General features: G+C 72.3%; 23 protein-coding genes and 1 pseudogene. 12 read left to right on the top strand and 12 right to left on the bottom strand.

Translation table 11 applies throughout. The features are described from left to right. The first annotated feature begins 69 nt into the window (after nucleotides 1–69). Complete coding sequence (locus Asi02nite_RS15690; RefSeq protein ID WP_203713605.1) at nucleotides 70–1,047, top strand: glycosyltransferase family 2 protein; 978 nt, start codon at nucleotides 70–72, stop codon at nucleotides 1,045–1,047. Here Asi02nite_RS15690 and Asi02nite_RS15685 read toward each other — a convergent pair. Beyond that, nucleotides 1,019–2,551 carry a glycosyltransferase family 2 protein gene (locus tag Asi02nite_RS15685; protein WP_203713603.1) on the bottom strand — a complete coding sequence of 511 codons (1,533 nt, stop codon included), beginning with the start codon at nucleotides 2,549–2,551 and terminating at the stop codon, nucleotides 1,019–1,021. The genes Asi02nite_RS15690 and Asi02nite_RS15685 overlap by 29 nt on opposite strands. Nucleotides 2,552–2,690: 139 nt before the next feature. Here Asi02nite_RS15685 and Asi02nite_RS15680 point away from each other — a divergent pair, with 139 nt between their 5' ends. The 3 genes from Asi02nite_RS15680 to Asi02nite_RS15670 all read left to right on the top strand — a co-directional run bounded on the left by Asi02nite_RS15680 (nucleotide 2,691) and on the right by Asi02nite_RS15670 (nucleotide 5,188). Then, nucleotides 2,691–3,131 carry a hypothetical protein gene (locus Asi02nite_RS15680; RefSeq protein WP_239126744.1) on the top strand — a complete coding sequence of 147 codons (441 nt, stop codon included), beginning with the start codon at nucleotides 2,691–2,693 and terminating at the stop codon, nucleotides 3,129–3,131. A 66-nt stretch (nucleotides 3,132–3,197) separates the two neighbouring features. After that, nucleotides 3,198–4,151 carry an FUSC family protein gene (locus Asi02nite_RS15675; protein ID WP_203713601.1) on the top strand — a complete coding sequence of 318 codons (954 nt, stop codon included), beginning with the start codon at nucleotides 3,198–3,200 and terminating at the stop codon, nucleotides 4,149–4,151. Between the two features lie 59 nt (nucleotides 4,152–4,210). Next, nucleotides 4,211–5,188: a beta-ketoacyl-ACP synthase 3 gene (locus Asi02nite_RS15670; RefSeq protein WP_203713599.1), complete on the top strand. Its 978-nt coding sequence runs from the start codon at nucleotides 4,211–4,213 to the stop codon at nucleotides 5,186–5,188. Nucleotides 5,189–5,247: 59 nt separating this feature from the next. Here Asi02nite_RS15670 and Asi02nite_RS15665 read toward each other — a convergent pair. After that, a pseudogene (locus Asi02nite_RS15665) lies at nucleotides 5,248–6,738 on the bottom strand (glycine hydroxymethyltransferase); the annotation flags it as partial. 72 nt (nucleotides 6,739–6,810) lie between these two features. Here Asi02nite_RS15665 and Asi02nite_RS15660 point away from each other — a divergent pair. Both Asi02nite_RS15660 and Asi02nite_RS15655 read left to right on the top strand, forming a co-directional pair. Then, a complete protein-coding gene (locus Asi02nite_RS15660) occupies nucleotides 6,811–7,200 on the top strand; it encodes a TIGR03618 family F420-dependent PPOX class oxidoreductase (RefSeq protein ID WP_203713595.1) in 390 nt (129 codons plus the stop codon). A 23-nt stretch (nucleotides 7,201–7,223) separates the two neighbouring features. After that, entirely contained in the window at nucleotides 7,224–7,955 is a 732-nt protein-coding gene (locus Asi02nite_RS15655) for a VOC family protein (protein WP_203713593.1), read from the top strand. 11 nt (nucleotides 7,956–7,966) lie between these two features. Here Asi02nite_RS15655 and Asi02nite_RS41625 read toward each other — a convergent pair whose 3' ends face one another. The 4 genes from Asi02nite_RS41625 to Asi02nite_RS15635 form a co-directional block, all read right to left on the bottom strand. Next, a complete protein-coding gene (locus Asi02nite_RS41625; protein ID WP_239126743.1) occupies nucleotides 7,967–8,137 on the bottom strand; it encodes an RICIN domain-containing protein in 171 nt (56 codons plus the stop codon). Nucleotides 8,138–8,449: 312 nt separating this feature from the next. Beyond that, nucleotides 8,450–9,898 carry an MFS transporter gene (locus Asi02nite_RS15645; protein ID WP_203713591.1) on the bottom strand — a complete coding sequence of 483 codons (1,449 nt, stop codon included), beginning with the start codon at nucleotides 9,896–9,898 and terminating at the stop codon, nucleotides 8,450–8,452. 54 nt (nucleotides 9,899–9,952) lie between these two features. Beyond that, nucleotides 9,953–10,438, bottom strand: coding sequence for a MarR family winged helix-turn-helix transcriptional regulator (locus Asi02nite_RS15640; protein WP_203713590.1), 486 nt, complete (start codon nucleotides 10,436–10,438; stop codon nucleotides 9,953–9,955). 42 nt (nucleotides 10,439–10,480) lie between these two features. After that, nucleotides 10,481–12,325, bottom strand: a complete 1,845-nt coding sequence (locus Asi02nite_RS15635) for a M48 family metallopeptidase (RefSeq protein WP_203713589.1) — start codon at nucleotides 12,323–12,325, stop codon at nucleotides 10,481–10,483. Between the two features lie 185 nt (nucleotides 12,326–12,510). Between Asi02nite_RS15635 and Asi02nite_RS15630 the strand changes: the two genes are divergently transcribed. Continuing rightward, nucleotides 12,511–15,450 carry a M36 family metallopeptidase gene (locus tag Asi02nite_RS15630; protein ID WP_239126742.1) on the top strand — a complete coding sequence of 980 codons (2,940 nt, stop codon included), beginning with the start codon at nucleotides 12,511–12,513 and terminating at the stop codon, nucleotides 15,448–15,450. 23 nt (nucleotides 15,451–15,473) lie between these two features. On the opposite strand, the gene Asi02nite_RS15625 is transcribed toward Asi02nite_RS15630, so the two are convergent. Genes Asi02nite_RS15625 through Asi02nite_RS15610 form a run of 4 tightly spaced genes read right to left on the bottom strand, consistent with a single transcriptional unit; the run spans nucleotide 15,474 to nucleotide 17,353 of the window. Further along, a complete protein-coding gene (locus Asi02nite_RS15625; protein ID WP_203713587.1) occupies nucleotides 15,474–16,058 on the bottom strand; it encodes a DinB family protein in 585 nt (194 codons plus the stop codon). Next, the gene (locus Asi02nite_RS15620; RefSeq protein WP_203713586.1) at nucleotides 16,048–16,344 is read right to left on the bottom strand and encodes an alpha/beta fold hydrolase; all 297 of its coding nucleotides are present in this window, start codon (nucleotides 16,342–16,344) and stop codon (nucleotides 16,048–16,050) included. Before Asi02nite_RS15620 ends, Asi02nite_RS15625 begins: the two co-directional genes overlap by 11 nt. Next, nucleotides 16,341–16,841 carry an alpha/beta fold hydrolase gene (locus Asi02nite_RS15615; RefSeq protein WP_203713585.1) on the bottom strand — a complete coding sequence of 167 codons (501 nt, stop codon included), beginning with the start codon at nucleotides 16,839–16,841 and terminating at the stop codon, nucleotides 16,341–16,343. The genes Asi02nite_RS15620 and Asi02nite_RS15615 overlap by 4 nt, the downstream gene beginning before the upstream one ends. Further along, nucleotides 16,841–17,353, bottom strand: a complete 513-nt coding sequence (locus Asi02nite_RS15610; RefSeq protein ID WP_203713583.1) for a PadR family transcriptional regulator — start codon at nucleotides 17,351–17,353, stop codon at nucleotides 16,841–16,843. Before Asi02nite_RS15610 ends, Asi02nite_RS15615 begins: the two co-directional genes overlap by 1 nt. 251 nt (nucleotides 17,354–17,604) lie before the next feature. Between Asi02nite_RS15610 and Asi02nite_RS15605 the strand changes: the two genes are divergently transcribed. Then, complete coding sequence (locus tag Asi02nite_RS15605) at nucleotides 17,605–18,102, top strand: lamin tail domain-containing protein (RefSeq protein WP_203713582.1); 498 nt, start codon at nucleotides 17,605–17,607, stop codon at nucleotides 18,100–18,102. A gap of 68 nt (nucleotides 18,103–18,170) precedes the next feature. Here Asi02nite_RS15605 and Asi02nite_RS15600 read toward each other — a convergent pair whose 3' ends face one another. Together Asi02nite_RS15600 and Asi02nite_RS15595 are read right to left on the bottom strand one after the other, a co-directional pair. Next, nucleotides 18,171–18,782, bottom strand: coding sequence for an alpha/beta fold hydrolase (locus Asi02nite_RS15600; RefSeq protein ID WP_239126741.1), 612 nt, complete (start codon nucleotides 18,780–18,782; stop codon nucleotides 18,171–18,173). A gap of 7 nt (nucleotides 18,783–18,789) precedes the next feature. Further along, nucleotides 18,790–19,602 (bottom strand): SAM-dependent methyltransferase, encoded by an 813-nt coding sequence (locus tag Asi02nite_RS15595; RefSeq protein ID WP_203713581.1) that lies wholly within the window; start codon nucleotides 19,600–19,602, stop codon nucleotides 18,790–18,792. Nucleotides 19,603–19,822: 220 nt separating this feature from the next. Here Asi02nite_RS15595 and Asi02nite_RS15590 point away from each other — a divergent pair, with 220 nt between their 5' ends. From Asi02nite_RS15590 to pstA, 4 genes are all read left to right on the top strand, one after another. Beyond that, nucleotides 19,823–20,548, top strand: a complete 726-nt coding sequence (locus tag Asi02nite_RS15590) for a hypothetical protein (protein WP_203713580.1) — start codon at nucleotides 19,823–19,825, stop codon at nucleotides 20,546–20,548. Between the two features lie 220 nt (nucleotides 20,549–20,768). Continuing rightward, on the top strand, nucleotides 20,769–21,866 hold the full coding sequence (pstS, locus tag Asi02nite_RS15585; RefSeq protein ID WP_203713579.1) for a phosphate ABC transporter substrate-binding protein PstS: 1,098 nt from the start codon (nucleotides 20,769–20,771) through the stop codon (nucleotides 21,864–21,866). Nucleotides 21,867–21,899: 33 nt separating this feature from the next. Continuing rightward, entirely contained in the window at nucleotides 21,900–22,868 is a 969-nt protein-coding gene (gene pstC, locus Asi02nite_RS15580) for a phosphate ABC transporter permease subunit PstC (protein WP_239126740.1), read from the top strand. Further along, on the top strand, nucleotides 22,865–23,947 hold the full coding sequence (pstA, locus tag Asi02nite_RS15575) for a phosphate ABC transporter permease PstA (protein ID WP_203713577.1): 1,083 nt from the start codon (nucleotides 22,865–22,867) through the stop codon (nucleotides 23,945–23,947). The genes pstC and pstA overlap by 4 nt, the downstream gene beginning before the upstream one ends. Nucleotides 23,948–23,957: the final 10 nt, after the last annotated feature.

Here is a 23,957-nt window from a genome sequence, read left to right as displayed (position 1 = left end):
ACGGATCGGACACCCCTGGCCCACGCCGTGTTCATCTTCCCGTTGGGTGGCGTCGATAGCTTCCGCCGCATGTCGGCGATCCCGGAAGTCAGCGTCGTGATCCCCACGCGCTCCCGTCCGGCCCTGGTCACCCGCGCGGTGCGCGGCGTGCTGGGGCAGACCTTCGACAACCTCGAGGTGATCGTGGTGGTCGACGGCCCGGACGAGGAGACGGTGGCGGCGCTCGCCGCGATCCCGGACCCCCGGCTACGGACGGTCGTGCTGCCCAGCAGCGGCGGGGCGCCCAACGCCCGCAACGCCGGCGTCGCGGCGGCCCAGGGCTCCTTCGTCGCCATGCTCGACGACGACGACGAGTGGATGCCCGAGAAGCTGGCGGTGCAACTCGACGAGGCGAAGTCGGCGAACGTACCCCTGCCGATCGTGACCTGCCGCCTGATCAACCGCACGCCCCGGGCCGACTTCGTCATGCCGCGGCGGCTGCCGGAGTTCGGCGAGAACCGCAGCGAGTACCTGACGGTCCGGCGCGGGCTGTTCCACGGCGACGGCTTCGTGCAGACCTCGATGATCCTGGCGCCGGCCGAGCTGTTCCGCCGGGTGCCGTTCACCGTGGGCCTGCCCCGCCTGCAGGAGCTCGACTGGACCCTGCGCGCGCTGGCCGTCGACGGGGTCGACCTGTTCGTCGCGCCCGAGCCGCTGGTCGTCTGGCACACCGACGAGGACCGCCCGCGGCTCAGCCTCGCCTCGCCGTGGGAGCGGATGTTCGCCTGGTCCAAGGCCAACCGGTCGCTGTTCACCCCGCGGGCGTACGCGGCGGTGACGCTGAGCGTGATCAGCTCGATGGCGGTGGCCAGCGGCAGCTTCCGGGTGTTCCGCGAGGTGCTCGGCGAGGCGGTCCGGCATGGCCGCCCGGGTCTCCTCGACTACGTCACGTTCCTGCAGGTCTGGCTGCTGCCGCCGAAGCTGCGGGCCAAGCTGCGCGACGTGGTGCTGCGCCGCCGGCGACCGGCGGGCGAGCCGCTCAACGTCGCCGGATCAACCTCACCCTGAGCTGACGGGCGGTCAGCCGCCCGACCACCATCGTCGCCCTCGCCAGCGAGCGCACCCCACCGACCTCGACGGTGGACGGCAACGGCCGCTTCCGCCGGCCCGCCGCCACGGGCGCGCCCTCGTCGTCGGGGGTGATCCCGACCGCGGCGGGCGTCTCGTCGCGGCTGCCCCAGACGGCGGTCACCACGTCCCGCAGCGCCTCGCCGGGGGCGCGCACCTGCTCGGCCCGGCGCACGGCGGCGGTGCGCCAGAGCGCTACCTCGCCGGCCCGGACCAGCCCGACCTGGTGGTGGTCGGCCAGCTCGACCAGGTGGCGCAGGGTGTCCGGCGCGAGCCGGTGCGCCGGCGGCAGATCGAGCAGGAACGGCGCGGGGAAGGCGTCGACCGGTTCGGTGACCAGGCGGACGCGCGGCTCGCCGCGGTAGGTCGCGGCGATCAACCGCAGGTCGAGGTGCGGGTCCGCGATCGGCGACACGCGCCCGTCCTCGAGCTTGTCCCACGGGCCCAGCAGGTTGACCCGCACGTCGAGGTCGGTGCCGTGGAGCACGGCGTCGGTCGCGGCCCGGACCCGCTCCAGCGGCTCGTCGCCGACCGGAACGACCACCTCGGCCAGGGGCACGGTCCAGACCGTCCCGCCGGACGTGCGGGTATGCCGGGGGTACGGGATGCGGTCGGCGAAGAACGCCTGGTTGTAGCGGGCCACCTGGGCGCGGGCCTTCATCACCTGGGTGCGGCCGAGGTGCCAGGCGCGGGCGGCCGGCTCCGGCACGAACACCGCACCCGCCTGGGCGAGCCGGTAGCCGAACTCGGTGTCCTCGCCGAGCCGCAGGCCGGTGTCGAATCCGGCGGCCGCCTCGTAGAGGTCGCGGGTCAGCGCGGCGGTGGCACCGACGTGGATCCGGAACGCCAGGTGGTCGGCGGTGCGGAGCTGGTCTGTCTGGGTGATGTAGCGCTCGACGTAGCTGTGCGGCTCGCCGGCCGCGCCCCCGAACAGGCCCTCGGGCACGCCCCGCCGCCACGCGTCGTCGACCACCTCGGGCGCGGGCCACGGGCCGTGCTCGGCCGCGTCGACGAAGCGCTTGTAGCCCAGGGTCACCGCGTACGGCAGCACGTGCTGCCAGCGGACCTGCGCCGCCACGTGGTCGGGGTAGACCACCATGTCGGCGTCCAGCCAGTGCAGGATCTCGCCGGTGCTGTGCCGGACGCCCCAGGCGAGCGCGTTGGCCCGTCCCCAGCCCTGTTCGACGCGGACCAGCGTCGTGCGGGCCGGGCGGAGGGGCGGCAGCCGCAGCGCGGGCTCCGACCCGTCGTCGGCGACGACCACCTCGAGCAGCTCGGCCGGGTACGTCTGCCGGCTCAGCGAGGCCAGCGTCAGGTCGAGGGTCTCCTGGCACCGGTAGGCCGGGATGATCACGCTGACCGTGCGCGTCGGTCGCCAGCCGGCCAGGTCGGGCACGGTGACGGTGGACCAGTCGTTGCGGACGACCCGCGGGACGGCGTTCATATGGCCCGGGAGGATAGCCGGTCCGCGTTACGGGCCGGTGGACGCGAGGTGGCGGCCAGTTTGAGCCAGGCGCCAACGGGTACGGGCGTGCATGATCCCCCCTGTCCGCATCATGTTGTCGCGAACAAGGAGGAGTCACGTGTTGCTGCTGCGAGATCTCGCCCACCAGGCGCCGCTGCGGCTGGCCGCCGGAGCCTTCGTGCTCAACTCGGGCCTGGAGAAGCGGGGAGCCGACGAGGTGACCGCGAAGGCGTATCACGGTCAGGCGTCCACGGCGTACCCGTTCCTGGGCGAGATGGAGCCGAAGCAGTTCCTCCGGCTGCTCTCCACGGCCGAGATCGCGATCGGCTCGGTGCTGCTGTTCCCGCTGGTGCCGGAGGGAGTCGCCGGGCTGGCGTTGACCGGCTTCGCGGCGGGGCTCGTGGGCTTCTACCTCCGCACACCCGGCCTACGCCGCGACGGCAGCCTGCGGCCGACGGAGGCGGGCGTGCCGCTGGCCAAGGACACCTGGCTGCTGGGCATCGGCCTGTCCCTGCTCGCGGACGACGTGGTCCGCGGCTTCCTCCGCATGCGCAGGTGACGCCCGGCCGGCTTCGCGCGCGCCTACGGGCGACCTGGGCCGACCGGTGGGTGGTGCTGCAGATCGGTGTCGCGGCGGGGCTGGCCTGGTTCCTCGCGGAGATGGCGCTCGGCGCGACCAACGCGTTTCTTCGCGCCGGCGGCCGCGGTCCTCGTCGTCGGCGGCTCGATCGGCCGGCAGGTACGGCAGACCGTCGAGCTGATCCTCGGCGTGACGGTCGGGCTGATCCTGGCCGACGGCCTGGTCCACCTGATCGGCCGCGGCCCGCTGCAGCTCGCCGTGGTGGTGGTGCTGGCCGCCGGGCTCGCGCTGCTGGTCAGCGGCGGCAAGATGCTGCTCAACCAGGCGACGACCACGGCCGTGCTGATCGTGGCCCTCTATCCGTCGGCCGGCGCCGGGATCTACTACGAGCGCTGGATCGACGCGCTGATCGGGGCCGGGGTGGCGCTCGGCGTACGGGCCGTGATCGTGCCCCTGGCGCCGCTGTTCACGCTGCGCCGGTCGACGGCCGAGGTGCGGTCCTGGCTCGCCGACGCGTTCGAGGAGGGGCGCGACGGGCTCCGTGCCGCCGATCGGGTGGCGACCCGCGACGCGGCGGAGCGGATCGACTCGGCCCGGCACCTGCTGCGTGAGCTGGTCGCCGAGGCCGAGCGGGTGGGCCGGCTGGTCTCGGTAGCCCTGCTGCACCGCGACACCCGGAGGCTCCTGCGGCGCTTCCCGGTCGCGGTCCCGCACGTGGGCGGGGCGCTGGGGCACGCGCACCGCGCGCTGCGCACCGAGGCCGACGCGCTCGCCGCGCCCGCCCCGCCGGACCTGGTCGCCGCCGTGGCCGCGCTGGGCCGGGCCGGCGACGAGCTGTTGCACGCGCTGGTGCACCCCACCGCCGGGCGGCCGGGGGCGGCGTCGGCGCAGCGGGCGGTGGCTTGGGCGAGTCGTCCGGTGGGCGTGTCGCCGACCGTCGCGCGGCACGTGCGAGCCTCGGCGAACGAGTTGCTGGAAGCGTCCCGGAGTGGCTCCTGAGGTTCGCCAATCCGGCCCGGCCCCCGGGCCGCGCTGGCTGTAATTGCTAGGGGGTGTCGATGCGCACGGACCGGGGCAGTCGATTGATCAGCGTTGGTGCGTACCGCCCCGCGCGGGTGGTGTCCAACGCCGAGATCTGCACGCGGATCGACTCGACCGACGAGTGGATCCGGCGGCGGTCCGGCATCGTGAGCCGGCGCTTCGGCGGCCCCGACGAGACGGTGATCAGCATGGCGGCGGCGGCCGGCCGGCAGGCGGTCTGCCGCGCGGGCCTGGACCCGTCCGCGGTCGACACCGTGCTGGTGGCATCCATGTCCTTCACGCACCAGTCGCCGCCGGCGGCACCGCAGGTGGCCGATCTGGTCGGTGCGACCGGGGCCGCCGCCATCGACCTCGGGGTGGCCTGCGCCGGGTTCTCGCACGCGGTCGCGGTCGCGGACGCGCTGGTTCGGGCCGGCAGCGCGCGGCACGTGCTGGTGATCGGCTCCGAGAAGATGACCGACATCGTCGACCCGACGGACCGGTCGCTCGCGTTCCTGTTCGCCGACGGCGCCGGGGCCGTCGTCGTCGGGCCGGCGCCGGAGCCGGGGATCGGGCCGGTGGTCTGGGGCGCAGACGGGTCGCGGTTCAAGCTGATCGGGCACGAGGTGCCGTGGACCAACCTGCGCGAGCACCCGGACGTCTGGCCGACGATGTCGATGTCGGGGCCCGAGGTGTTCCGGTGGGCGGTCGGCGAGGTCATCGGGACGGCCCGCGACGCGGTGAAGGCGGCCGGCCTCGAACCGGAGAACCTGGCGGCGTTCGTACCCCATCAGGCGAACGCCCGGATCACCGACAAGATGGCCGCGGCCCTGGGGCTGCCGGACTCCTGCGTGATCGCCCGCGACATCGAGACGGCCGGCAACACGTCGGCGGCCTCGATCCCGCTCGCCCTGGACGCGCTGCTCGCGGCCCCCGACGCCCCGCGCGGCCCGGCCCTGCTCGTGGGCTTCGGCGCGGGGCTGTCCTACTCCGCGGTCGTGGTCGACCTCCCTTAGGCGGCCGCGCCCCGGTGTTCGAAGGCCGTCAGGCCGAAGTCGCTCGGGTGCACGTGGTCGAGGTCGAGGTTCGGGTAGAGCACGTGCTGCGCGAGCAACGCGTGCACCCGCTTGCCGGCCTCGTCGACCGCGTCCGGTGTCGTCGTGAACTTGGCCTTGCTCGCCGGCTTGCCGCCCTCGCCGGCGGCCGGCGTGGTGGCCGCCAGCACGCGGGCGATGATGTCGGCGATCTCGTCCATCTCCCCGGTGCCCATGCCGAGCGTGGTCAGGGCCGGCGTGCCCAGGCGCAGGCCGCTCGTGTACCAGGCGCCGTTGGGGTCGCCCGGCAGGCTGTTGCGGTTGAGCGTCATGCCGCAGTCGCGCAGGGCCTGCTCCGCCTGGCGGCCCGTCAGGCCGAAGCCCTCCTCGACGTCGACCAGCAGCAGGTGGTTGTCGGTGCCGCCGGTGAGCACCGGGACGCCCCGCTTCAGCAGGCCCTCCGCCAGCGCCTGCGAGTTGGCGACGATCCGGGCGGCGTAGTCGGCGAACTCGGGCTGCGACGCCTCGCGCAGCGCGACCGCCTTCGCGGCCATCACGTGCGAGAGCGGGCCGCCGAGGATCGCGGGGCAGCCCTTGTCGAGGGCCTCCGCGTATTCACCCGTCGACAGCACCATGCCGCCGCGCGGGCCGCGCAGCGTCTTGTGCGTGGTCGTGGTGACGACGTGCGCGTGGGCCACCGGGTCGAAGTCGCCGGTGAACACCTTGCCCGCCACCAGGCCGGCGAAGTGCGCCATGTCGACCATCAGGGTCGCGCCGACCTCGTCGGCGATCTCCCGGAGCTTCGCGAAATTGATCTTCCGGGAGTACGCGGAGTAGCCGGCGAGCAGGATCAGCGGCCGGACCTCCTTGGCCTTGGCCCGCACGGCCGCGAGGTCCAGCAGCTTGGTCTCCGGATCCACGGAGTACGAGTGCGCGTCGAACATGCGGCTCGAGATGTTGAACCGGTATCCGTGCGTCAGGTGCCCGCCGGAGTAGTAGTCCATCGCCAGCAGCCGCTGGTCGTTGACCTCGCGCCGGAGCTGCGCGAACTGCTCGACGGTCAGCTGCGGCAGCCGGGCCGGGGCGTCGGCGGTGCCGAACCGGGTCAGCACGTCGGCCTCGACCCGGGTGGCCAGGATCGCCAGGAACGCGACGAGGTTGGCGTCGGCGCCGGAGTGCGGCTGCACGTACGCGTGGTCGGCGCCGAACAGGTCGGTGGCCAGCTTGGCCGCCCGCGCCTCGATCGTGTCCACGTTGTCGCAGCCGGCGTAGAACCGGTGACCCGGGAAACCCTCCGCGTATTTGTCGGTGAGCAGGGAGCCCTGCGCCGCCTGCGTCGCCAGCGAGCTGAAGTTCTCGGACGCGATCAGCTTGAGGTGTGACCGCTGGTCGAGCAACTCCTGCACGGTAGCGGCGGCGATGCCCGGCTCGACGGCCCGCACCGCGTCGAGCATCGCGTAGAACCCGATGGCGGACGGGTCCACCTGGGTCGGGCCCACCGCGCCGAGATACCTGCCGACGATCGTCTCCATGTGGCTCATTCTGGTCCAGCCGCCGTGGCGCCGGGGCAGCGGGTGTCCGAATGGCGGCGTACCGTCGAGATCATGAGTGACCTGCCCAGCGACGTGGTCCGGCTGCTCGACACGCCGTGCACGGCACACCTCGCGACCCTGCTCCCTGACGGCGCGCCGCACAGCGTGCCGGTCTGGGTGAGCCGCGAGGGGCCGCACGTGGCGTTCCTGACCTCGCCCGGGTCGCGCAAGGCCCGCAACATCGCACGCGACCCGCGGGTGGCGATCTCGCTGACCGGGCGGGACGCCCCCAACGAGATGGCCCACCTGCGCGGCCGGGTGGTCGAGGTGGTCGACGGCGACCGGGGCTGGGAGATCATCGACCGGCTGGCGCAGAAATACCTGGGTGGCCCGTACCCGTTGCGCACCGACCGGGTGGCCTTCCTCGTCGAGGTCGACCATGCCGGTGCGATGAGCTTCTAGGGCACCGCGCTAGCGTCGTGCGCATGGCGACGCGGCTCGTACACATCACGATGAAGGCCCGGGACGAGGCTCTGCTGGGCCGTTTCTGGGCGGCGGCGCTCGGTTGGGAGGTCTCGGTCGAGGCACCCGGCGTGCTCAACATCGAGCCCGCGGGCTTCGACTATCCCGACCCTACCGCCGTCTCCATCGACCTCGTCGCCTCCCCGGACCCGAAGACCGTGAAGAACCGCGTGCACGTCGACCTCGCCACGACCTCCGCGGCCCATCAGGCGGAACTCGTCGCGCGCCTGACGGCCCTCGGTGCGACGCGCGCCGACGTGGGCCAGGGCGAGGCCGAGGACTGGGTGGTGCTGGCCGATCCGGAGGGCAACGAGTTCTGCGTCCTGGCCCCCGGCCCGCTGATCCGCGACACCGGCCCGATCGCCTCGGTGGTGGTCGACTGCGCGGATCCGGCGGCGATGGCCCGCTTCTGGGGCGCGGCGACGGACTGGACGCTCGTCCGGACGACCGACCACAACGCGGTCTTCCGCTCGGCGACGGGCGTCGGCCCGTACCTGCAGTTCCTGCGCACACCCGACGCGAAGACGGTGTGGAACAGGGTGCACCTCGACATCCGCCCGTACCCGAACGACGACGCGGCGACCGAGGTGGCCAGACTGCGCACCCTCGGCGCCACGCCGATCGACCTGGACGTCCCGTGGACGGTCATGACGGACCCGGAGGGCAACGAGTTCTGCCTGCTCTCTCCGCGCTGACGCCCGCGGGATCAGGGCTCCATGTACCAGATCTGCTCGGGGTTGGCGGCGCTGCCGCAGTCCCAGGTGACCAGCCAGGTGCCGTTGGCGGTCTGGCCTCCGGGGATCGCCAGGCAGCGGCCGGTCGCGACGTTCTTCAGCAGGACACCGCCGGGGAGCGGGCTGCCACCCGGCACCGCCACCTCCTGCCACCTCGCGGCCGTCCGGCCGACCCCGCATTCCTCCTGTGTGACCTGTGACCCCCTGGCCCAGCCTTGGAGGCAGAGCCCACTCCCGGCGTTCATCAGTCCGAAGTGCCCGCCGGCGGGGGTCGACCGGTAGAAGTACTGGTTGGTTCGGACGGGGTCGTGGCACGACCAGGTCTGGATCTTCTTTCCGACCACTGTGGACGAAGCGCCGCGAAGAGCCGCACGAGTACGCGCTTCGTCGGTTCTCCGTTCGGGAAAAGGCGGCGGGCCGGCGCCCGCCGCTCATGTCCCGACCATCGCAGCCGTCTAGACGGTCCTCAACGCAATGGGCTGTTCGAGGTCGTTCGGGTCCGTTCGGAGCGCGGTCGTCGTCCGCGGGGCGGACGGCCGGAGCAGAGTGAGAGCGACGACGAAGGCCACCGCGACCAGCCCCGCGCCGACCGCGAAGGCCAGCCGGTAACCACCGGTCAACGCGTCCGCGGCCGGCCTGCCCGCGGCGAGCAGCCCGTCGGTGCGGGCGGCGGCCAATGTGGACAGCACCGCCACGCCCAGGGCCATGCCGATCTGCTGTGTCGTGTTGAACACCCCCGACACCAGGCCCGCGTCGTCAGGCCGGGCGCCGGACATCGCCAGGGTCGCCAGTGCCGGGAGCACCAGGCCGAAGCCGGAGGCCAGCAGCATCACCGGGAGCACGTCGACGACGTAGTTCGCGTGCACCGGCAGGCGGACCAGCAGGGCGAGCGTGCCGAACAGCAGCACCAGGCCGACCAGCAGCATCCGGCGCTCGCCGAAGCGGGCGTTGAGGCGCGCCGCCAGCCCTAGCGAGACGGCGCCGATCGCCACCGCCGCCGGCAGCATCGCGAGTCCGGTGTGGAGCGCGTCGTAACCCAGCACGTTCTGCAGGTAGAGCGTCACCAGCACCTGGAACGCGAAGCAGGCCGCCAGCGTGAGGATCTGCACCAGGTTGGCCACCGCGACACCCGGTGCGCGCAGCACCCGCGGCGGCACCAGCGGGGTGCGGGCCGTGGCCTGCCGCACCGCGAAGCCCGCCAGCAAAGCCGCGGCGACCGCGAGCAGGCCGAGCATCCGCGCCACGCCGCCCGACGAGGCCACCGCGTAGATCGCCACCACCAGGCCCGCGGTGACGAGCAGGGCCCCTGCGACATCCGCGCCGGAGCGCAACCCGAGGCCGCGGTCCGCCGGCAGCGTCCGGCGGCCCAGCAGCACCGTCGCGAGGCCGATCGGCAGGTTGATGAGGAAGATCCAGTGCCAGTTCAGCGCGTCGGTGAGCACGCCGCCGAGCACCTGGCCGACGGCCGCGCCCGCGGCGCCCGTGAAGCTGAAGACGGCGATCGCCGTGGCCCGCTCGGCGGGGCGGGTGAAGAGCGTGACCAGGATGCCGAGGCTGACCGCCACGGCCATCGCGCTGCCCGCGCCCTGCAGGAACCGCGCCGCGATCAGCATCGCCGGTGTGGTCGCCGCACCGGCCAGCAGCGACGCCGCCGTGAACACCGCCGTCCCGGCCAGGAACATCCACGTGCGACCGAGCAGGTCACCGAGCCGGCCCGCGAGCAGCAGCAGGCTGCCGAAGGCGATCAGGTAGGCGTTGACGACCCAGCTCAGGGCCGGCGGCGCGAAGCCGAGGTCGGTCGCGATGGCGGGCATCGCGACGGTGACGATGCTGCCGTCGAGGACGGTCATCAGGGAGCCGGTCGCGAGCACGCCGAGGGCGGTCCACCGGGCGGAGATAGCCATACCCAAGGACCGTAGCGGATAGTTCCGTTACAGACAATCTTTCAAGGGACTACTTCAGCCGCGCTCCCGGGCGCGGCGGACCGGGCGGGGTGCTTCGACCGGCGCGGCGAGGTGGTCGCCGACCAGCCGCTCGAGGGCGTGCAGGAACGCCTTGCGCTCGGTCGCGGGCAGCGCGCCCAGCGCGTCGGCGTGCACCCGGTCGACGATCTCCTGGCTCCGGTGGGCCACCTCAGCCCCCGACGGCGTCACCGCGACGATCCGGGCCCGGCGGTCGGTGCTCGACGGCCGCCGCTCGGCCAGGCCGGCCGACTCCAGCGCGTCGACGGTGACCACCATCGTCGTCTTGTCCATGTCGCCGATCTCGGCGAGTTGGATCTGCGTGCGCTCCGCCCCCAGCGCGTGCACGAGCACGCAGTGCATCCGCGGCGTCAGGCCGATCTCGGCCAGCGCCGCGGTCATCCGCGAGCGCAGCGCGTGGCTGGTGTGGTCGAGCAGGAACGACAGGTCGGGGCTGTCGCGCCGGGGTGCCATGGCGGTCATGAAACCCAGCTTACGACCCGTAACGGATAATCCGTCGAAGTCCTAACTCCCGAGCTGGGCGAGCACCTCGTGCATGGTCTCCCGGCTGTCCTTCTCGAGGTCCTCGCTGCCCCATTTCTCCTGGAGCGCGATGGTCGTCCCGTCGTGCAGGGTCAGCGTCGCCCGGATCGGCGTCCGCTTCTCGACCCGCGCCGAAGCGACCTCCTCGTAGGGCAGGAACCGGTGGGTACGCGCCAGCTCCTCGGCCGGTCCGGACCCCGCCAGCGCGCGCAGCCGCGTGCGGCCCTTGTCGACGTCGCCCGGGTCGGCCACGAAGACGAACCCGTTGTTGAGCAGCAGGATGTCGTGCCCGACGCCGTCGACCTTGACGTTGGCCATCCCGGCGATGATGTGCGCACCCCGCGCGGTGGCCCGTTCCTCCACGATCGCGGCGGCGGCCGGGTCGATGCCCAGGTCGGCCAGGCGCTTGCGGGCCTCGTCGAGCGTCGCCGGCGCCACGGCCAGCTCGGCGATCTCCCGCAGCGGCAGGGCCCGCCCGTCGACGCCCGCGAACTCCGCCGGCTCGGACCACGAGTGCACCCACCGCCCGGCGCCGGAGCGCACGGCCGCCACCCGCAGCAGCAGCGTCATGGGCCCGGCGAACCGGGCCGCCGCCTCGCGCCGGGTCGCGTTCTCGAAGAACGGCGCCGCGAACTCGCCCAGCTTGTCGTCGGCGACGAGCCCGAACACGGTCTCCAGGCTGACCACCTGCGCGCCGGTGGCGCGGGCCGCCGCGCGCAGCACGGAGTCGGCGCCGTGCTGGTCGCCGGAGGCGATCGCGGCGGCGGTGAACTCCGGCCACGGCAGCACCTGCCGGTCACCGACGTCGATCAGCACCTGCTGCATCCGCCGGCCCGTCGCCGCCAGGTAGGGCAGCAGCGCGCCGGCCGGGCGGTCGTCCGCCACGCGGTCGACCTCGGGGGCACCCGCCATCGCGGCCACGCGTACGCCGAGAGCGGGGTGGGTGTCCCAGGCCGACGACGTCGCCTCGGGCTCGCGCTCGCGCAGCTTCGCCAACTCGTCCGTGCGCGCCGCGAGCAGCGCGCCGAAGCCGCCGAACAGGTCGTCGGGCGCGAACCGGGCCGTCCAGCCCAGCTCCACGTACCGGGAGAAGAAGAAGTCCCACGCCGCGTCCAGGCCGGGCAGCTCGCGCAGCGCGGAGATGGCGGCCGTCCGGCCCGCGACGCGCACGGCGGCGCGGTCGGCCTCGAGCTCCTGCCGCCGCGACACCACGTTGTCGACCAGCCGGTAGAGGCGCCCGTAACCGCGGAAGACCCAACCCGTCGGGTTGTACGGCGGCAGCGCGCCGACCGTGCCGGCGATGGAGAGCCGGCCGCGGTAGGCGATCCCGGCGAGCCGGGTATGCAGGCCCGAGTAGTGGCCGAGCTCGTGCGCCAGCACCGCCCGGAGCTGGTCGACGGTCATCGCCTGGAGCAGCGGGAGTCCGATGTAGAGGTAGCGCCGGCCGCCGACCAGGCCGAGCAGGCGGGCGTCCTCGCTGACCCCGGCGTTGACGTCGGGCATGAGCCGGATCTCGTCGGGCATCCTGGTGCGTACCTCGGCGGCCAGCTCGCGGACCGTCGCCCAGAGCGCGGGCGCCTCGGCCTCCGTGACCGGCACGCCCACCGCCGGGTCGGGCCGGTGCCTGATCGCCCGCCACATCGACACCGCCAGCGCGCCGATCGCGGCGATCAGCACCGGCACCACGATCTTGACCGCGACCAGCCCGGTGGTCCAGTCCGCGATCAGGAAGCCGACGGCGACCAGCGCGACGAGTTGCAGCAGCGCCACGACGTAGAAGCCGGCCAGCATGACGACCGAGACGAGTGCGCGCACGGCGCCGATCATGTGTTGCCTCCCCATGGCTGCCCGTCGCCGCGCGACGTGGCGGAGGGCAACCTATGCGGTCGGCGGCTGGAGATCAAGACCCTCAGGATCAGATCGATTCACGTCCATCCAGGGGATTCCCGGAGATCAATATCATCCGTAGATTCCTCTCCGACGGCAACGCAGCCGTCCGGAGAGGAGGGGCCGTGCAAAGACGACTTCTTGGCCGGCGAGGGTCCACCGTCCTGCTGACCGCAGCGGTGCTGGTTCTCGCGTCCGGTGCGGCCGGCGGCGCCGCGGGCTCGGCACCACAGCAGCAGCGTGGGCCGGCCGGCGGCAGTGTGGTGCAGGGCGACCACGCCGGTTCGGGCGACAAGGACAACCGCCGGGGCGCCATCGCGCCGACCGGCGCGCAGCGCGACCGGGCGAGCCGGGCGCAGGCGCGGGTGAGCTACAACAACCTCGGCACCGTCGCCACGGTGGCGCCGACCGGCCGCGCGCTGGCCACCGGGCTGTCCGCCGACCCGGCGACGGCGGCCCGCGAATACGTGACCGCCAACCGCGAGCTGCTGGGGCTGTCCGAGTCCGGCGTCGCCGCGCTCGAGCTGCTCACGGTGCGGCCGCTGGGCGAAGGCGCCGCCGTCATCATGCGGCAGCGGTTCGGCGACCTGCCCGCCGGGCAGGACGGCATCCTCAGCGTGGGCGTACGCGGCGGCGCGGTCTGGCACGTCAGCTCCTCGCTGGCCCGCGACGGCGGCGCGCCGGAGCCGGCGACGCTCTCGGCGGCCGAGGCGGAACGCGTCGCGATCGCCGACGCCGCGGCCTCGGGTGCCCGGGTCCTGCGCACCGACCTCGTCGCGGTGCCCACCGCCGACCGGGGCGCCCGCGCGGCGTACCAGGTGGTGCTCGTCGCCGACGGGGACGTCGGTTACTCCACCTATGTGGACGCTCGCGACGGCGGCGTGCTGCTCCGCGAGGACCTGGTGGACCATCACGACTCCGACAACCCACAATGGAACGTCTTCCCGCACAGCCCGCGGGTCGACTACAGCTCGCGGGACACCCGCGTCGACTGGTGCTGGACCAGCGCGCGCGGCTGCGAAGAGGTCGTCGGCACGCCGGCCTCACCGAACGCCTGGGACGTCGACCCGGCGACCGGCCTGTCCACCAACACGACCCGCGGCAACAACGCGATCGCCGTGCACAACTGGAACAGCGCCGACCCGTTCACCGTCGGCACGGAGACCGCGACCCCGCGGCCGGACCGCGACTACCACTACCCCTGGACCAACCAGTGGTACGAGCGGGGCTGCGACCCGACGGTGTTCACCTCCCCGGAGCGCAACGACATCGACGCCGCCCGGGCCAACCTGTTCGCGATGCACAACCGGATGCACGACTGGACCTACCACCTCGGGTTCACCGAGCAGGCCTGGAACATGCAGGGCGACAACTACGGCAAGGGCGGGCTCGGGCTCGACTACGAGCAGGGCAACGCGCAGGCCGGTGGCATCGCCGGCGGGTTCCCCACCTTCGCCGCCCGCGACAACGCCAACCAGATCACGCCGCCGGAAGGCACCGCGCCGATCACCAACATGTACCTGTGGCAGGCGATCCCCGGCAGCTTCTACGCACCGTGCGTCGACGGCGACTACGACATGTCGGTGATCGCCCACGAGTACGGGCACGCCGTCACCAACCGCATGATCGCCGGGCCGAACGCCGGCCTGAGCAGCCCGCAGGGCATGAGCGAGAGCTGGTCCGACCAGCTCGCGATCGAGTACGCGTACGAGCACGGCTACGCGCCCCCGGGGATCCGCGGCACGACGATCGGCCAGTACGTGACGTCGGACCCGATCGCCGGCATCCGCAACTACAACATGGCCGACAGCCCGCTCAACTACAGCTCCGTCGACTACGACTTCGTCGGGCTCCAGGTGCACGCCTCGGGCGAGGTCTGGACGGCGGCCAACTACGACATCCGGGCCGCGATGATGAAGCGGTACGGGTCCGGCAACGCCGCGATCCAGAAGGCGTGCGCCAACGGTTCGCGGCCCGTCACCGCGTGCCCGGGCAACCGCCGCTGGATCCAACTCGTCTTCGACTCGTACCTGCTGCTGGGTGTGAGCGGGATCAGCATGGTCGACTCCCGCGACGCGCTGCTGGCGGCCGACCAGATCCGGTTCGGCGGTGCCAACCAGGACCTGCTCTGGAACGCGTTCGCCAAGCGCGGTCTGGGCGAGGGTGCCAGCAGCGCCGGGCCGGCCGACGTCGACCCGGTGCCGAGCTTCGCGTCACCGCACGCCAACGAGGCACGGGTGCTGTTCAAGCCCGTCGCGCTCGGCGGCGGCACCGGCGCGCTGGCCGGCGCCAAGCTCTACGTGGGTCGCTACCAGGCCCGCGCGGTGCCGGTCGCCGACACCGACGCGGCGACGCCGCTGGGCAGCGAGGTGGCCCTGGTGCCGGGCACCTACGAGTTCCTGGTGCAGGCACCGGGCCGAGGCATGGTCCGGGTCGGCCCGGTCACCGTCAAGGCCGGCCAGACCGTGCCGCTGCCGGTGATCATGCTGCAGAACGTCGCCTCGGCCGCGGCCGGCGCCACCGCCACCGGCGACGGCGTCAACCAGGCCAGGCTGATCGACGACGACGAGGCCACCAACTGGGCGTCGCTGAACAGCCCGGTCGCCGGCAAGCAGGTCACGGTCGACCTGGCCGGCGGCGCGCAGCTCGTCAGCCGGGTGCAGGTGAGCGCCATGCTGCGGCCGGCGATCACGGGTGACCCCGATGCGGGCGGGCAGAACAGGTTCACCGCGCTGCGGCAGTTCAAGGTGTCCGCGTGTGTCGCGCGGGGCGCGGTGACGTGCGCGAACCCGGCCGACTTCCGGGCCGTCTACACGAGCCCGGCCGACGCGTTCCCGTCGGTCGCGCCGCGGCCGAGGGCTCCGGAGCTGCTGCTGGAGGGCTTCCGGATCAAGCCGACGCTGGCGACCCACCTGCGCTTCGAGGTCGTCACCAACCAGTGCACCGGCGCGCCCGACTACGCCGGTGAGCAGGACCAGGACCCGCAGTACACGACCGACTGCGCGGCGGGCAGCGTCCAGGACGACTTCGTCCGGGCCGCCGAGTTCCAGGCCTTCCTGGCCTGAGTTCCGCGTGAGGAGGGAGCCCGTTACCGCGGGCTCCCTCCGTCCGCCGCCGCTCTGGCGGCCTGCTCGATCGTCGCGCGGCGGGCGGACCAGTCGCGCCGCTCGGGTGCGTACTCGGCGGTCGTCCCGGTGGACCCGTCGAGCTGCTCACGCAGGATGTCGGCGTGCCCGGCGTGCCGGCTGGTCTCGTTGACCAGGTGGGCGAGGATGTTGAACAGCATGACGTCGGGCCGCGGCCACCAGGGCACGTGACCGGGTGCGTCGATCTGGAGCGCGTTGATCGTCGCGTCGGCGTGGGCCCAGACCCGCTGGTAGCGGTCGACGACGTCCGCGCGCGTCTCGTCGGCGGTCGCCCACATGTCGGTGCCCCGGGCGTCGAGGTCGTCCCAGGCGGGCATGGCCTCGGGGAAGGGCCGGCCGAAGACCAGCCCGAAGTAGCGGGCCTCGGTCAGGGCCAGGTGCTTGACCAGACCGAGCAGGTTGGTGCCGGTCGTGGTGAGCGGGCGGCGGATGTCGTACTCGGACAGCCCGTCGAGCTTCCACAGCATCGTCTCGCGGTTGTGGCGAAGCTGCCGGTGCAGGTAGTCCTTCGCGAACTCATCGATCATGACGAGCGATCCTGCCAGGCGGCAGCAACCCCGGTGCCGGCTCGCGGGTGGTCAGCCAGTGCAGGAGGACGCGGCGGAACAGGTGTGGGTCCTCGGCGGTCCAGACGTGGTGCATCCGCGGCACCAGCCGGGCGGTCGCGTGCGGTGCGCGCGACGTGATCTCGGTCAGCGCGCGGTGCACCGTCTTCGGCTCGCGGGCGCCCGCCAGCGCCAGCATCGGCGTGCCGACCCGGCGCAACAGGTCGAGGGTCGCGGCCGGCACGCCCGCGTAGACCTGGGTCATCATCCGGTGGGCCGACGGGCGGTCGATGGCCAGGCCCGTCGCGACGAACTCGGCGACCGCGTCGGCGGGCAACCGGTAGCCGCCGGCCAGCAGGCGCCAGTACGCCCGCGAACCCAGCACCGGAGTTGCACCAGACCCGCCGCGCGGGTCGCGCGGCCCACGCCACGCAGCGGCGCTCCGGTGAGCAGCGCGCTGGCGGCCACGTCGGGGTGGCGGGCGAGGAGGACGGTGCCCACCACGGCGCCGAGCGACAGGCCGACGACATGTGCGCGTCCGTCGTGTGCGCGGGCACGGACGATCTCCGCCACCGCGTCCGCCACCGCTTCGAGGGTCGTCCAGGGTCGCGTGCGGGACGCGCCGAAGCCGGGCAGGTCGGGGATCAGGCAGTGGTGGTCCGGCAGCGTGGCCGCCAGGTCGCGCCACATCCAGCCCGCCACGTTGCCGCCGTGCAGGAACAGGACGGTCTCGTCGGCGTGTGGGTGGTGCTCGGCGACGAACATCAGAGTGCCGCCTCGACCTCGTCGAGCCAGCGCAGTTCCGTTTCGAGGTGCAGGATGCCGGCGCGCAGGGTCAGCGCCCGCAACCGTCCCGCGAAGGTGTCCGTGTGAGCGGTCAACGCCCGCAGCTCGTCGAGCCGCTCGTGGGCCAGCGCGCGCCGCTCGCCCGCCAGCGTGCGCACGACCTCGGGATCGTCGGCCTGACCGGCGAAGAAGATCCTGGCCAGGAACGCCTCGCGCGACGGCTCCACGGGGGCGGGGGAGCGCAGCCAGCGCTGGAGCTCGGCGCGGCCGTCGTCGGTCAGCCGGTATTCGTGCCTGTCGGGGCGGGAGCGTTGGGCGATCACGCGCTCCTCGAGCAAACCGTCGGCGTGCAGGCCGGCGAGGGTGCGGTAGATCTGCGACCGGTCCGCCGCCCAGAAGTGCCGGGCCGTGTCGTCGAAGGCCTTCTTGAGGTCGTAGCCCGTCCTGGGCCGGAGGTCCAGCAGACCGAGGATGGCGTGCTTGAGGGACATGTCCCATAGTCTACAGCGCACATATCAAATGGCGCTGGTGCGCTGCCGGTTGACGGCCGGGTTGAGCCGCCGTTGGCCGAACGGCTGACGGGGGGTGCCGACCGGGCAGGGGCCCTCGACCGCTGCGGCGACCGCATTGGGATGAAACCGACGATTCGGACACCGAGACACGTATTGCCTGATGACAGGGCGCCGGATGTCCTGTTTTATCTAGACATCCCTGTTGGAACAGTGATTCACCGGAGGAAATCGTGCGAAAGCTTCTTGGCCTCACCTGCGCCGCCGCCATCGCGTTCGGGGCCGTTCTCGCCGGCGCCGCGTCCGCTTCGGCAGACCCGGGCGACCGTGGCCGTGGCCCCGGCCGGGCCCCGCAGGCGAACGTCCAGATCTCGGGCATCCAGTACGACGCACCGGGCCGCGACAGCCGCGCCAACTCGAGCCTGAACGGCGAGTGGATCTCGATCGTCAACAACGGCCGGCGGGCCGTGAACCTCCGGGGTTACACGATCAAGGACCGGGCCAACCACGTGTTCCGCTTCAACAACAACACCTGGCTCGGCGGCGGGGAGCGGATCCGGGTGCACACCGGGTTCGGTCGGGCCAACGACAACCAGGCCTTCTGGGGCAGCCGTACCCACATCTGGAACAACGAGGGCGACGTGGCCACGCTGAGCGGCCCGCGCGGCGCGCGGCTCGACACCTGCGCGTACCGCGGGAGCGTGCGCGGCAACGGCTTCGTCCGCTGCTGACCCATCGCACCGAGCCGCGAGGGCTCCCGCCGGCACCACGCCGGTCGGGAGCCCTCGCGGCGTTGTCGCTAGGAAGCGAACGCGGCCACCGTGGCGGTGAACGCCGCGAGGTGTCCGGCGAACTCCGGCCGCGGCGGCTCCGGGCAGCCGGGCAACTCCCGCGCTCCCGGCACGAGCCGCAGCAGGGCGTCGACCGTACGCCGCTGGTGCGTCGGGTTGTCCGGCACCGACGGCAGCACGCCGACCGGAAGCGTCAGCCCGGCCAACTCCTCGTCGTCGACGCCGCGCAGCGTGCCGCCCGCGAGCAGTGCGTCCACCGTCGACGGCGGCGCGCCCGACCCGGCAAGGCCCGACCGGGTGCGCCCGTCGACCTCGGCGTCACCGGCGGTGGCCGGCCAGGCGAGCAGCAGCCGCGCCACCCGGCCGGGCCGGGACAGCACCAGCCGCACCGCGGCGGAGCAGCCGTTGGAACCGGCCACCACCGTGACGGGCCCGTCGGGCAACGCGCGCGCGAGGTGTGCGGCCTCGTCGGCCCACCTCCGCGCGCGGGCCAGGCGCTCCGCGACGATCACCTCGAAGCCGTGTCCGCGCAACGACGGGGCCACACCTGGCCGTTCCCAGAAGAGCGCGCCGTCCATCCCGTCCCAGAACCCGCCGGGGACGAGCAGCAGGGGCCGCACGGGAGCGTCAGGGCTTGCGGGCGATGCCCGCCCAGTAATAGGCCGCGTTCGGGTCCTCGGGCGGCGGGCCGTCGGGGCGCCACGACAGGACCGGGACCACGCCCGGGTCGACCGGCTCCGCGCCGTCGAGGAAGCGGGTCACCGCGGCGCGGTCGCGCGGCACGAGGGTCAGCCCGCCCTGCGTCGCGGCCGCGACGACCGCCGCCATCGCCGCCGGGTCGAAATCCTGGCCGGGGTGGGTGATCGCGACGTAACTGCCGGAGGGCAGGGCGTCGAAGAGCGTGCGGACCACGGCGTACGGGTCGTCCTCGTCGGACAGCAGCATCAGCACCGCGATCAGCAGCAGCCCGACCGGCTGGTCGAGGTCGAGCGTCCCGCGCAACTCCGGGTGGGCCAGGATCTTGTCGGGCTCGCGCAGGTCGGCGTCGATGTAGGCGGTGCGCCCGTGCTCGCCGCTGACCTGCAACGCGCGCGCGTGGGCCAGCACGATCGGGTCGTTGTCCACGTAGACCACCCGGGTCGGCGCGCCGGTCTCCTCGGCGATCTGGTGGACGTTGGGCTGCGTCGGGATGCCCGTGCCGATGTCGAGGAACTGCCGCACCCCGGCCGCGGCCAGGTGACGGACCGCGCGGTGCATGAACGCCCGGTTGGCCCGCGCCATCGTGCGGATGCTCGGGATCGCCTCCGCGAACGCCGCGCCCATCGCCCGGTCGGCGGCGAAGTTGTCCTTACCGCCGATCCACCAGTCGTACATGCGGGCGGAGTGCGGGACCGTCACGTCGATCCCCGGTGGTGCCCACTCCGCGGGCTCCTGCGACATGACCACGCCTCCCCTTCTCGGCAACGACGCCCACCAATCTAGTCATTCGCGACGGGACGCCGCACATCTGGCGTACCGGCTGAACGTGAACTGGATTTGTGCTGTGAACCCCGCGCGCCCTAGCCTGCGCGCGCACGCACCATCCAGAGACGTTCGAGACGTGGTCCCGAACGGGGGTAGAAGGGCACAGGCTCTGATGAGGACCGTTCCGATCAAATGGGTGATTCCGGTCGCTGTGGCGGCCGCGCTGCTCGCGGGCTGTGGCGCCAAGGACGACGGCGGGGCCACCCCGGCGGCGGCCGCGACCTCCGCGTCGCCGACCGCGGCCGCGGGCATCGCCGACAAGCCGGCCGACGAGATCCTGGCGGACTCGCGCGCGGCGATCAAGGAAGCGAAGTCGTACCGGCTCAAGGGCAGCCTCGTCGAAGAGGGCGAGACCATCACGATGGACCTCAAGCTCAACGGCAACGAGGTGATGGGCAAGGTCTCGGTGGGCAAGGACCAGGGCACGGTCGAGATCCTCGCCGTCGACGGCCTGCAGTTCATCCGCCCCGACGCGAAGTTCTGGACCGTGAACGCGGGCGGTGAGGCCGGTAAGACGCTCGTCCAGATGATGGGCAAGAAGTGGGCCAAGATCTCCGCCAAGGACCAGGACCTGTCGGACCTGTTCGCGCTGGCCAACCTCGACGAACTGCTCGACGCCGGCGGCACCGTGACCAAGGGTGAGACCAAGCAGGTCAACGGCGTCGAGGCGATCGCCCTGCTGGACGGCGGCAGCACCAAGGACAAGCTCTGGATCGCGACGACGGGCGAGCCGTACCCGGTGCTCCTGGAGAGCGAGACCGAGGGCGGCTCGCTGGCGTTCAGCGACTTCGGCAAGGACCAGGGCATCAAGGCCCCGGCCGCGAAGGACGTCGTCGACTTCGACAAGCTGACCGGCAACTGACGCACCAGCACACGGCCGCCGGGCACCCTGCCCCGGCGGCCGTCGCGTATCCGGGGCGCGTGATCTGATGCGGGCCTTCCGGTCAGTCTAGGCCGGTTTCGGCAATCAAATGTGTTTTGTCGGATCTTCCCGCGGACTCCGGTAGAGCTGTTCTTAACTCTGCTTGGCGGCGAAAACTCGTCCGCCAGCAGGAGCAACAGCTTCGAAGGGATCCTGTCAGGTGAAGGTCCAGCGGCACGGCACCGTCGCCTGTGTCGCGCTGACGGCGGCTCTCGCCCTCAGCGCGTGCGGAGTGGACAGCAACGACACCGGCGCGACCGTGGCGGCGGTCTGGAAGATCAACTGTGCGACCGGCACGCTCAACGCCCAGGGTTCCTCCGCGCAGAAGAACGCCATGGACGAGTGGCGCAAGAACTACCAGCAGCAATGCAGCGGCGCGACCATCAACTACGAGCCGTCCGGCTCCGGCGCGGGCGTGCAGGCGTTCATCTCCGGCACGGCCGACTTCGCCGGCTCGGACACGGCGCTGACCTCCGCGCAGCAGCCCCAGGCGAACGCCCGGTGCGGTGGCAACCCCGCGATCAACCTGCCCATGGTGGTCGGCCCGATCGCCGTCGCGTACAACCTCTCGGGTGTCGACAATCTGCAGCTCAAGCCGCAGACGCTGGCCGGGATCTTCGGTGGCTCCATCACGCAGTGGGACGACGACGCCATCAAGGCCGACAACCCCGGCGCCTCGTTGCCGTCCGAGACGATCCAGACCGTGCACCGCTCCGACGAGTCGGGTACGACCGGCAACTTCACCAACTACCTGACCGCCGCCGCCGGGTCGAGTTGGACCTTCGGTGCGGGCCAGGCGTGGAAGGCGCCCGGTGGCACCGGCTCGAAGGGCTCCGACGGCGTCGCGCAGTCGGTGAGCTCCACCGACGGGTCCATCGGCTACATGGAACTGTCGTTCGCCGAGAACGCCGGCCTCAACATGGCGAAGATCCAGAACGGTGCCGGACAGTTCCAGGAGCTGACCCCGGAGGCCGCGAGCAAGACCATCGAGGGCGCCCAGGTCACCGGCTCGGGCAACAACCTCCCGCTCACGATCAACTACACGACCAACACCGCGGGTGCGTACCCGATCGTGCTGGTCACCTACGAGATCGCCTGCAGCGCGGGCGGCCCGGCGGGGAAGACCCCGCTGATCAAGGGCTTCCTGGACTACACGGCGAGCGGTGAGGGCCAGGGCGTGCTCAACGGCCTCGGCTACGCGCCGCTGCCGGGCAGCCTGCAGCCGCGGGTCCAGGCCGCCGCCAACAGCATCTCCTGACCCCGGGCCGGCACCCAGATGTCCGACCCGGGCGTGGACACGCCCGCCCCGTCCGGCGGTGGGCAACTGCCGCGGCGCAAGGGTTTCGGTGCGGAGACCGTCTTCCGCACCGGAACCCTCGCCGCGGGCACGCTGGTGCTCGTGATCATCGTCGCGATCACGGCCTTCCTGATCAACGAAGCGGTGCCGGCGCTGCGGGCCGACACCGCCAACTTCATCACCGAGACCGAATGGTTCCCGAACCAGACCCCGCCGGTCTTCGGCATCGCCGCGATCGCCTGGGGCACCCTGGTCACCTCGGTGATCGCGCTGGTCGTCGCGGTGCCGATCGCGCTCGGGATCGCGCTCTACCTGTCGCACTACGCCCACCGCCGCGTCGCCACGACGTTCGGGTTCCTGATCGACCTGCTGGCGGCCGTGCCGAGCGTGGTCTTCGGGCTGTGGGGGTTCACCGTCTTCATCCGGCCGGTCCGGACCTTCTCGATCTGGCTCAACGACTACTTCAGTTGGCTGCCGTTCTTCGGCGGCGACGGGCCGTTCGGCCGGTCGTTCCTGCTCGGCGGCCTCGTGCTGGCCATCATGGTCCTGCCGATCATCACGTCGCTGTCGCGCGAGGTCTTCCTGCAGACCCCGGTTCCCGACCAGGAGGCGGCGCTCTCGCTCGGCGCGACGCGGTGGGAGATGATCCGGACCTCGGTGCTGCCGTACGGGCGGGCCGGCGTGATCGCCTCGATCATGCTGGGCCTGGGCCGCGCGCTGGGCGAGACGATCGCGCTCGCGCTGACGCTCGGCTTCATCAACGAGATCACCTTCAACATCATCGAGAACGGCGGCAACTCGATCGCCGCCAACATCGCCAACGGCTTCGGTGAGGCGGGCGAGATCGGCCGCGGCGCGTTGATCGCGTCGGGCCTGGTGCTGTTCGCCATCACGCTCGTGGTCAACATGGCGGCCCGCGTGATCATCTATCGGCGCCGCGAGTTCACCGAGTCGGCGGCATGAGCACGGTGACGTCGCCGTCGTTCGCGCCGGGTCAGGACCCCATGCTGCGCCGGCGGCGTACGCCCCTCGTCGCGCTCGTCGGCGTCGCCGCTGTCGCGCTCGGGGTGGCGGCCGCCGTCTGCTACGGCGCCGGCATCGGCGGCTGGGTCCTGATGCTGGTCATGGCCGCGTTCCTCTACCTCGTCGGGGCCTTCGCGGTGGTCAACCGGATCGAGGGGCGCCGGGCGGCCCGGGACCGCACCTGGAGCACGCTGATCGCATCGGCGTTCATCCTCGCCCTGGTGCCGCTGGTCTCGGTCGTCTGGACCCTGATCTCCAAGGGCGCCGAGCGGTTCGACGCGAACTTCTTCTCCACCTCGCTCAACAACATCGGTGCCCGGGACCCGGACGGCGGCGCCGTGCACGCGATCATCGGCACGCTGGAGCAGGTGGCCATCGCCGCGGCGATCACCATCCCGCTCGGTGTGGCGGCGGCCATCTATATCGTCGAGTACGGCCGCGGCAAGTTCACGACCCTGATCCGGTTCTTCGTCGACGTCATGACCGGCATCCCGTCGATCGTCGCCGGCCTGTTCATCCTGTCGTTCTGGGTCCTGCTGGTCTCGCCGATCTACAACAACGGCCAGCCGCAGTTCTCCGGCTTCGCGGCGGCGCTCGCGCTAAGCGTGCTGATGCTGCCGACGATCGTGCGGTCGACCGAGGAGATGCTCCGGCTGGTGCCCGCGCCGCTGCGGGAGGGCGCCTACGCGCTGGGCGTACCCAAATGGAAGACGATCCTGCGGGTGGTGATCCCCACCGCCCTACCCGGCATCATCACGGGCATCATGTTGTCCATAGCACGTGCCGCGGGTGAGACGGCACCGGTACTTTTGGTGGCAGGCGGCACCGCTGCCGTCAACATCAATCCTTTCAACAACAACCAGTCGTCGCTCTCCCTGTTCGTTTTCCAGCAGGCGAGCGACGCCTCCAGATTCGCACCACCCCGTGCCTGGACAGCGGCGCTCACTCTGGTGGCACTCGTGCTCATCCTCACCGTCGTCGCCAAGCTTTTCGCCAGGCGCAACCGCATCTCTCGTTGACATCCGCCAC

This window comes from Asanoa siamensis, from assembly GCF_016862555.1.
In the GTDB taxonomy this organism is placed as follows: domain Bacteria; phylum Actinomycetota; class Actinomycetes; order Mycobacteriales; family Micromonosporaceae; genus Asanoa; species Asanoa siamensis.
The sequence above is the reverse complement of the archived record's forward strand: the minus strand, read 5'-3'. Positions and strand labels throughout refer to the sequence as shown.

Bases quoted from the DNA above. Each gene is read 5' to 3' on its own strand.
- Asi02nite_RS15690 (WP_203713605.1), top strand. From the start codon at position 70: ATGTCGGCGATCCCGGAAGTCAGCGTCGTGATCCCCACGCGCTCCCGT.
- Asi02nite_RS15685 (WP_203713603.1), bottom strand. From the start codon at position 2,551: ATGAACGCCGTCCCGCGGGTCGTCCGCAACGACTGGTCCACCGTCACC.
- Asi02nite_RS15670 (WP_203713599.1), top strand. From the start codon at position 4,211: ATGCGCACGGACCGGGGCAGTCGATTGATCAGCGTTGGTGCGTACCGC.
- Asi02nite_RS15660 (WP_203713595.1), top strand. From the start codon at position 6,811: ATGAGTGACCTGCCCAGCGACGTGGTCCGGCTGCTCGACACGCCGTGC.
- Asi02nite_RS15655 (WP_203713593.1), top strand. From the start codon at position 7,224: ATGGCGACGCGGCTCGTACACATCACGATGAAGGCCCGGGACGAGGCT.
- Asi02nite_RS15645 (WP_203713591.1), bottom strand. From the start codon at position 9,898: ATGGCTATCTCCGCCCGGTGGACCGCCCTCGGCGTGCTCGCGACCGGC.
- Asi02nite_RS15640 (WP_203713590.1), bottom strand. From the start codon at position 10,438: ATGACCGCCATGGCACCCCGGCGCGACAGCCCCGACCTGTCGTTCCTG.
- Asi02nite_RS15635 (WP_203713589.1), bottom strand. From the start codon at position 12,325: ATGATCGGCGCCGTGCGCGCACTCGTCTCGGTCGTCATGCTGGCCGGC.
- Asi02nite_RS15625 (WP_203713587.1), bottom strand. From the start codon at position 16,058: ATGATCGATGAGTTCGCGAAGGACTACCTGCACCGGCAGCTTCGCCAC.
- Asi02nite_RS15620 (WP_203713586.1), bottom strand. From the start codon at position 16,344: ATGATGACCCAGGTCTACGCGGGCGTGCCGGCCGCGACCCTCGACCTG.
- Asi02nite_RS15615 (WP_203713585.1), bottom strand. From the start codon at position 16,841: ATGTTCGTCGCCGAGCACCACCCACACGCCGACGAGACCGTCCTGTTC.
- Asi02nite_RS15610 (WP_203713583.1), bottom strand. From the start codon at position 17,353: ATGTCCCTCAAGCACGCCATCCTCGGTCTGCTGGACCTCCGGCCCAGG.
- Asi02nite_RS15595 (WP_203713581.1), bottom strand. From the start codon at position 19,602: ATGTCGCAGGAGCCCGCGGAGTGGGCACCACCGGGGATCGACGTGACG.
- pstA (WP_203713577.1), top strand. From the start codon at position 22,865: ATGAGCACGGTGACGTCGCCGTCGTTCGCGCCGGGTCAGGACCCCATG.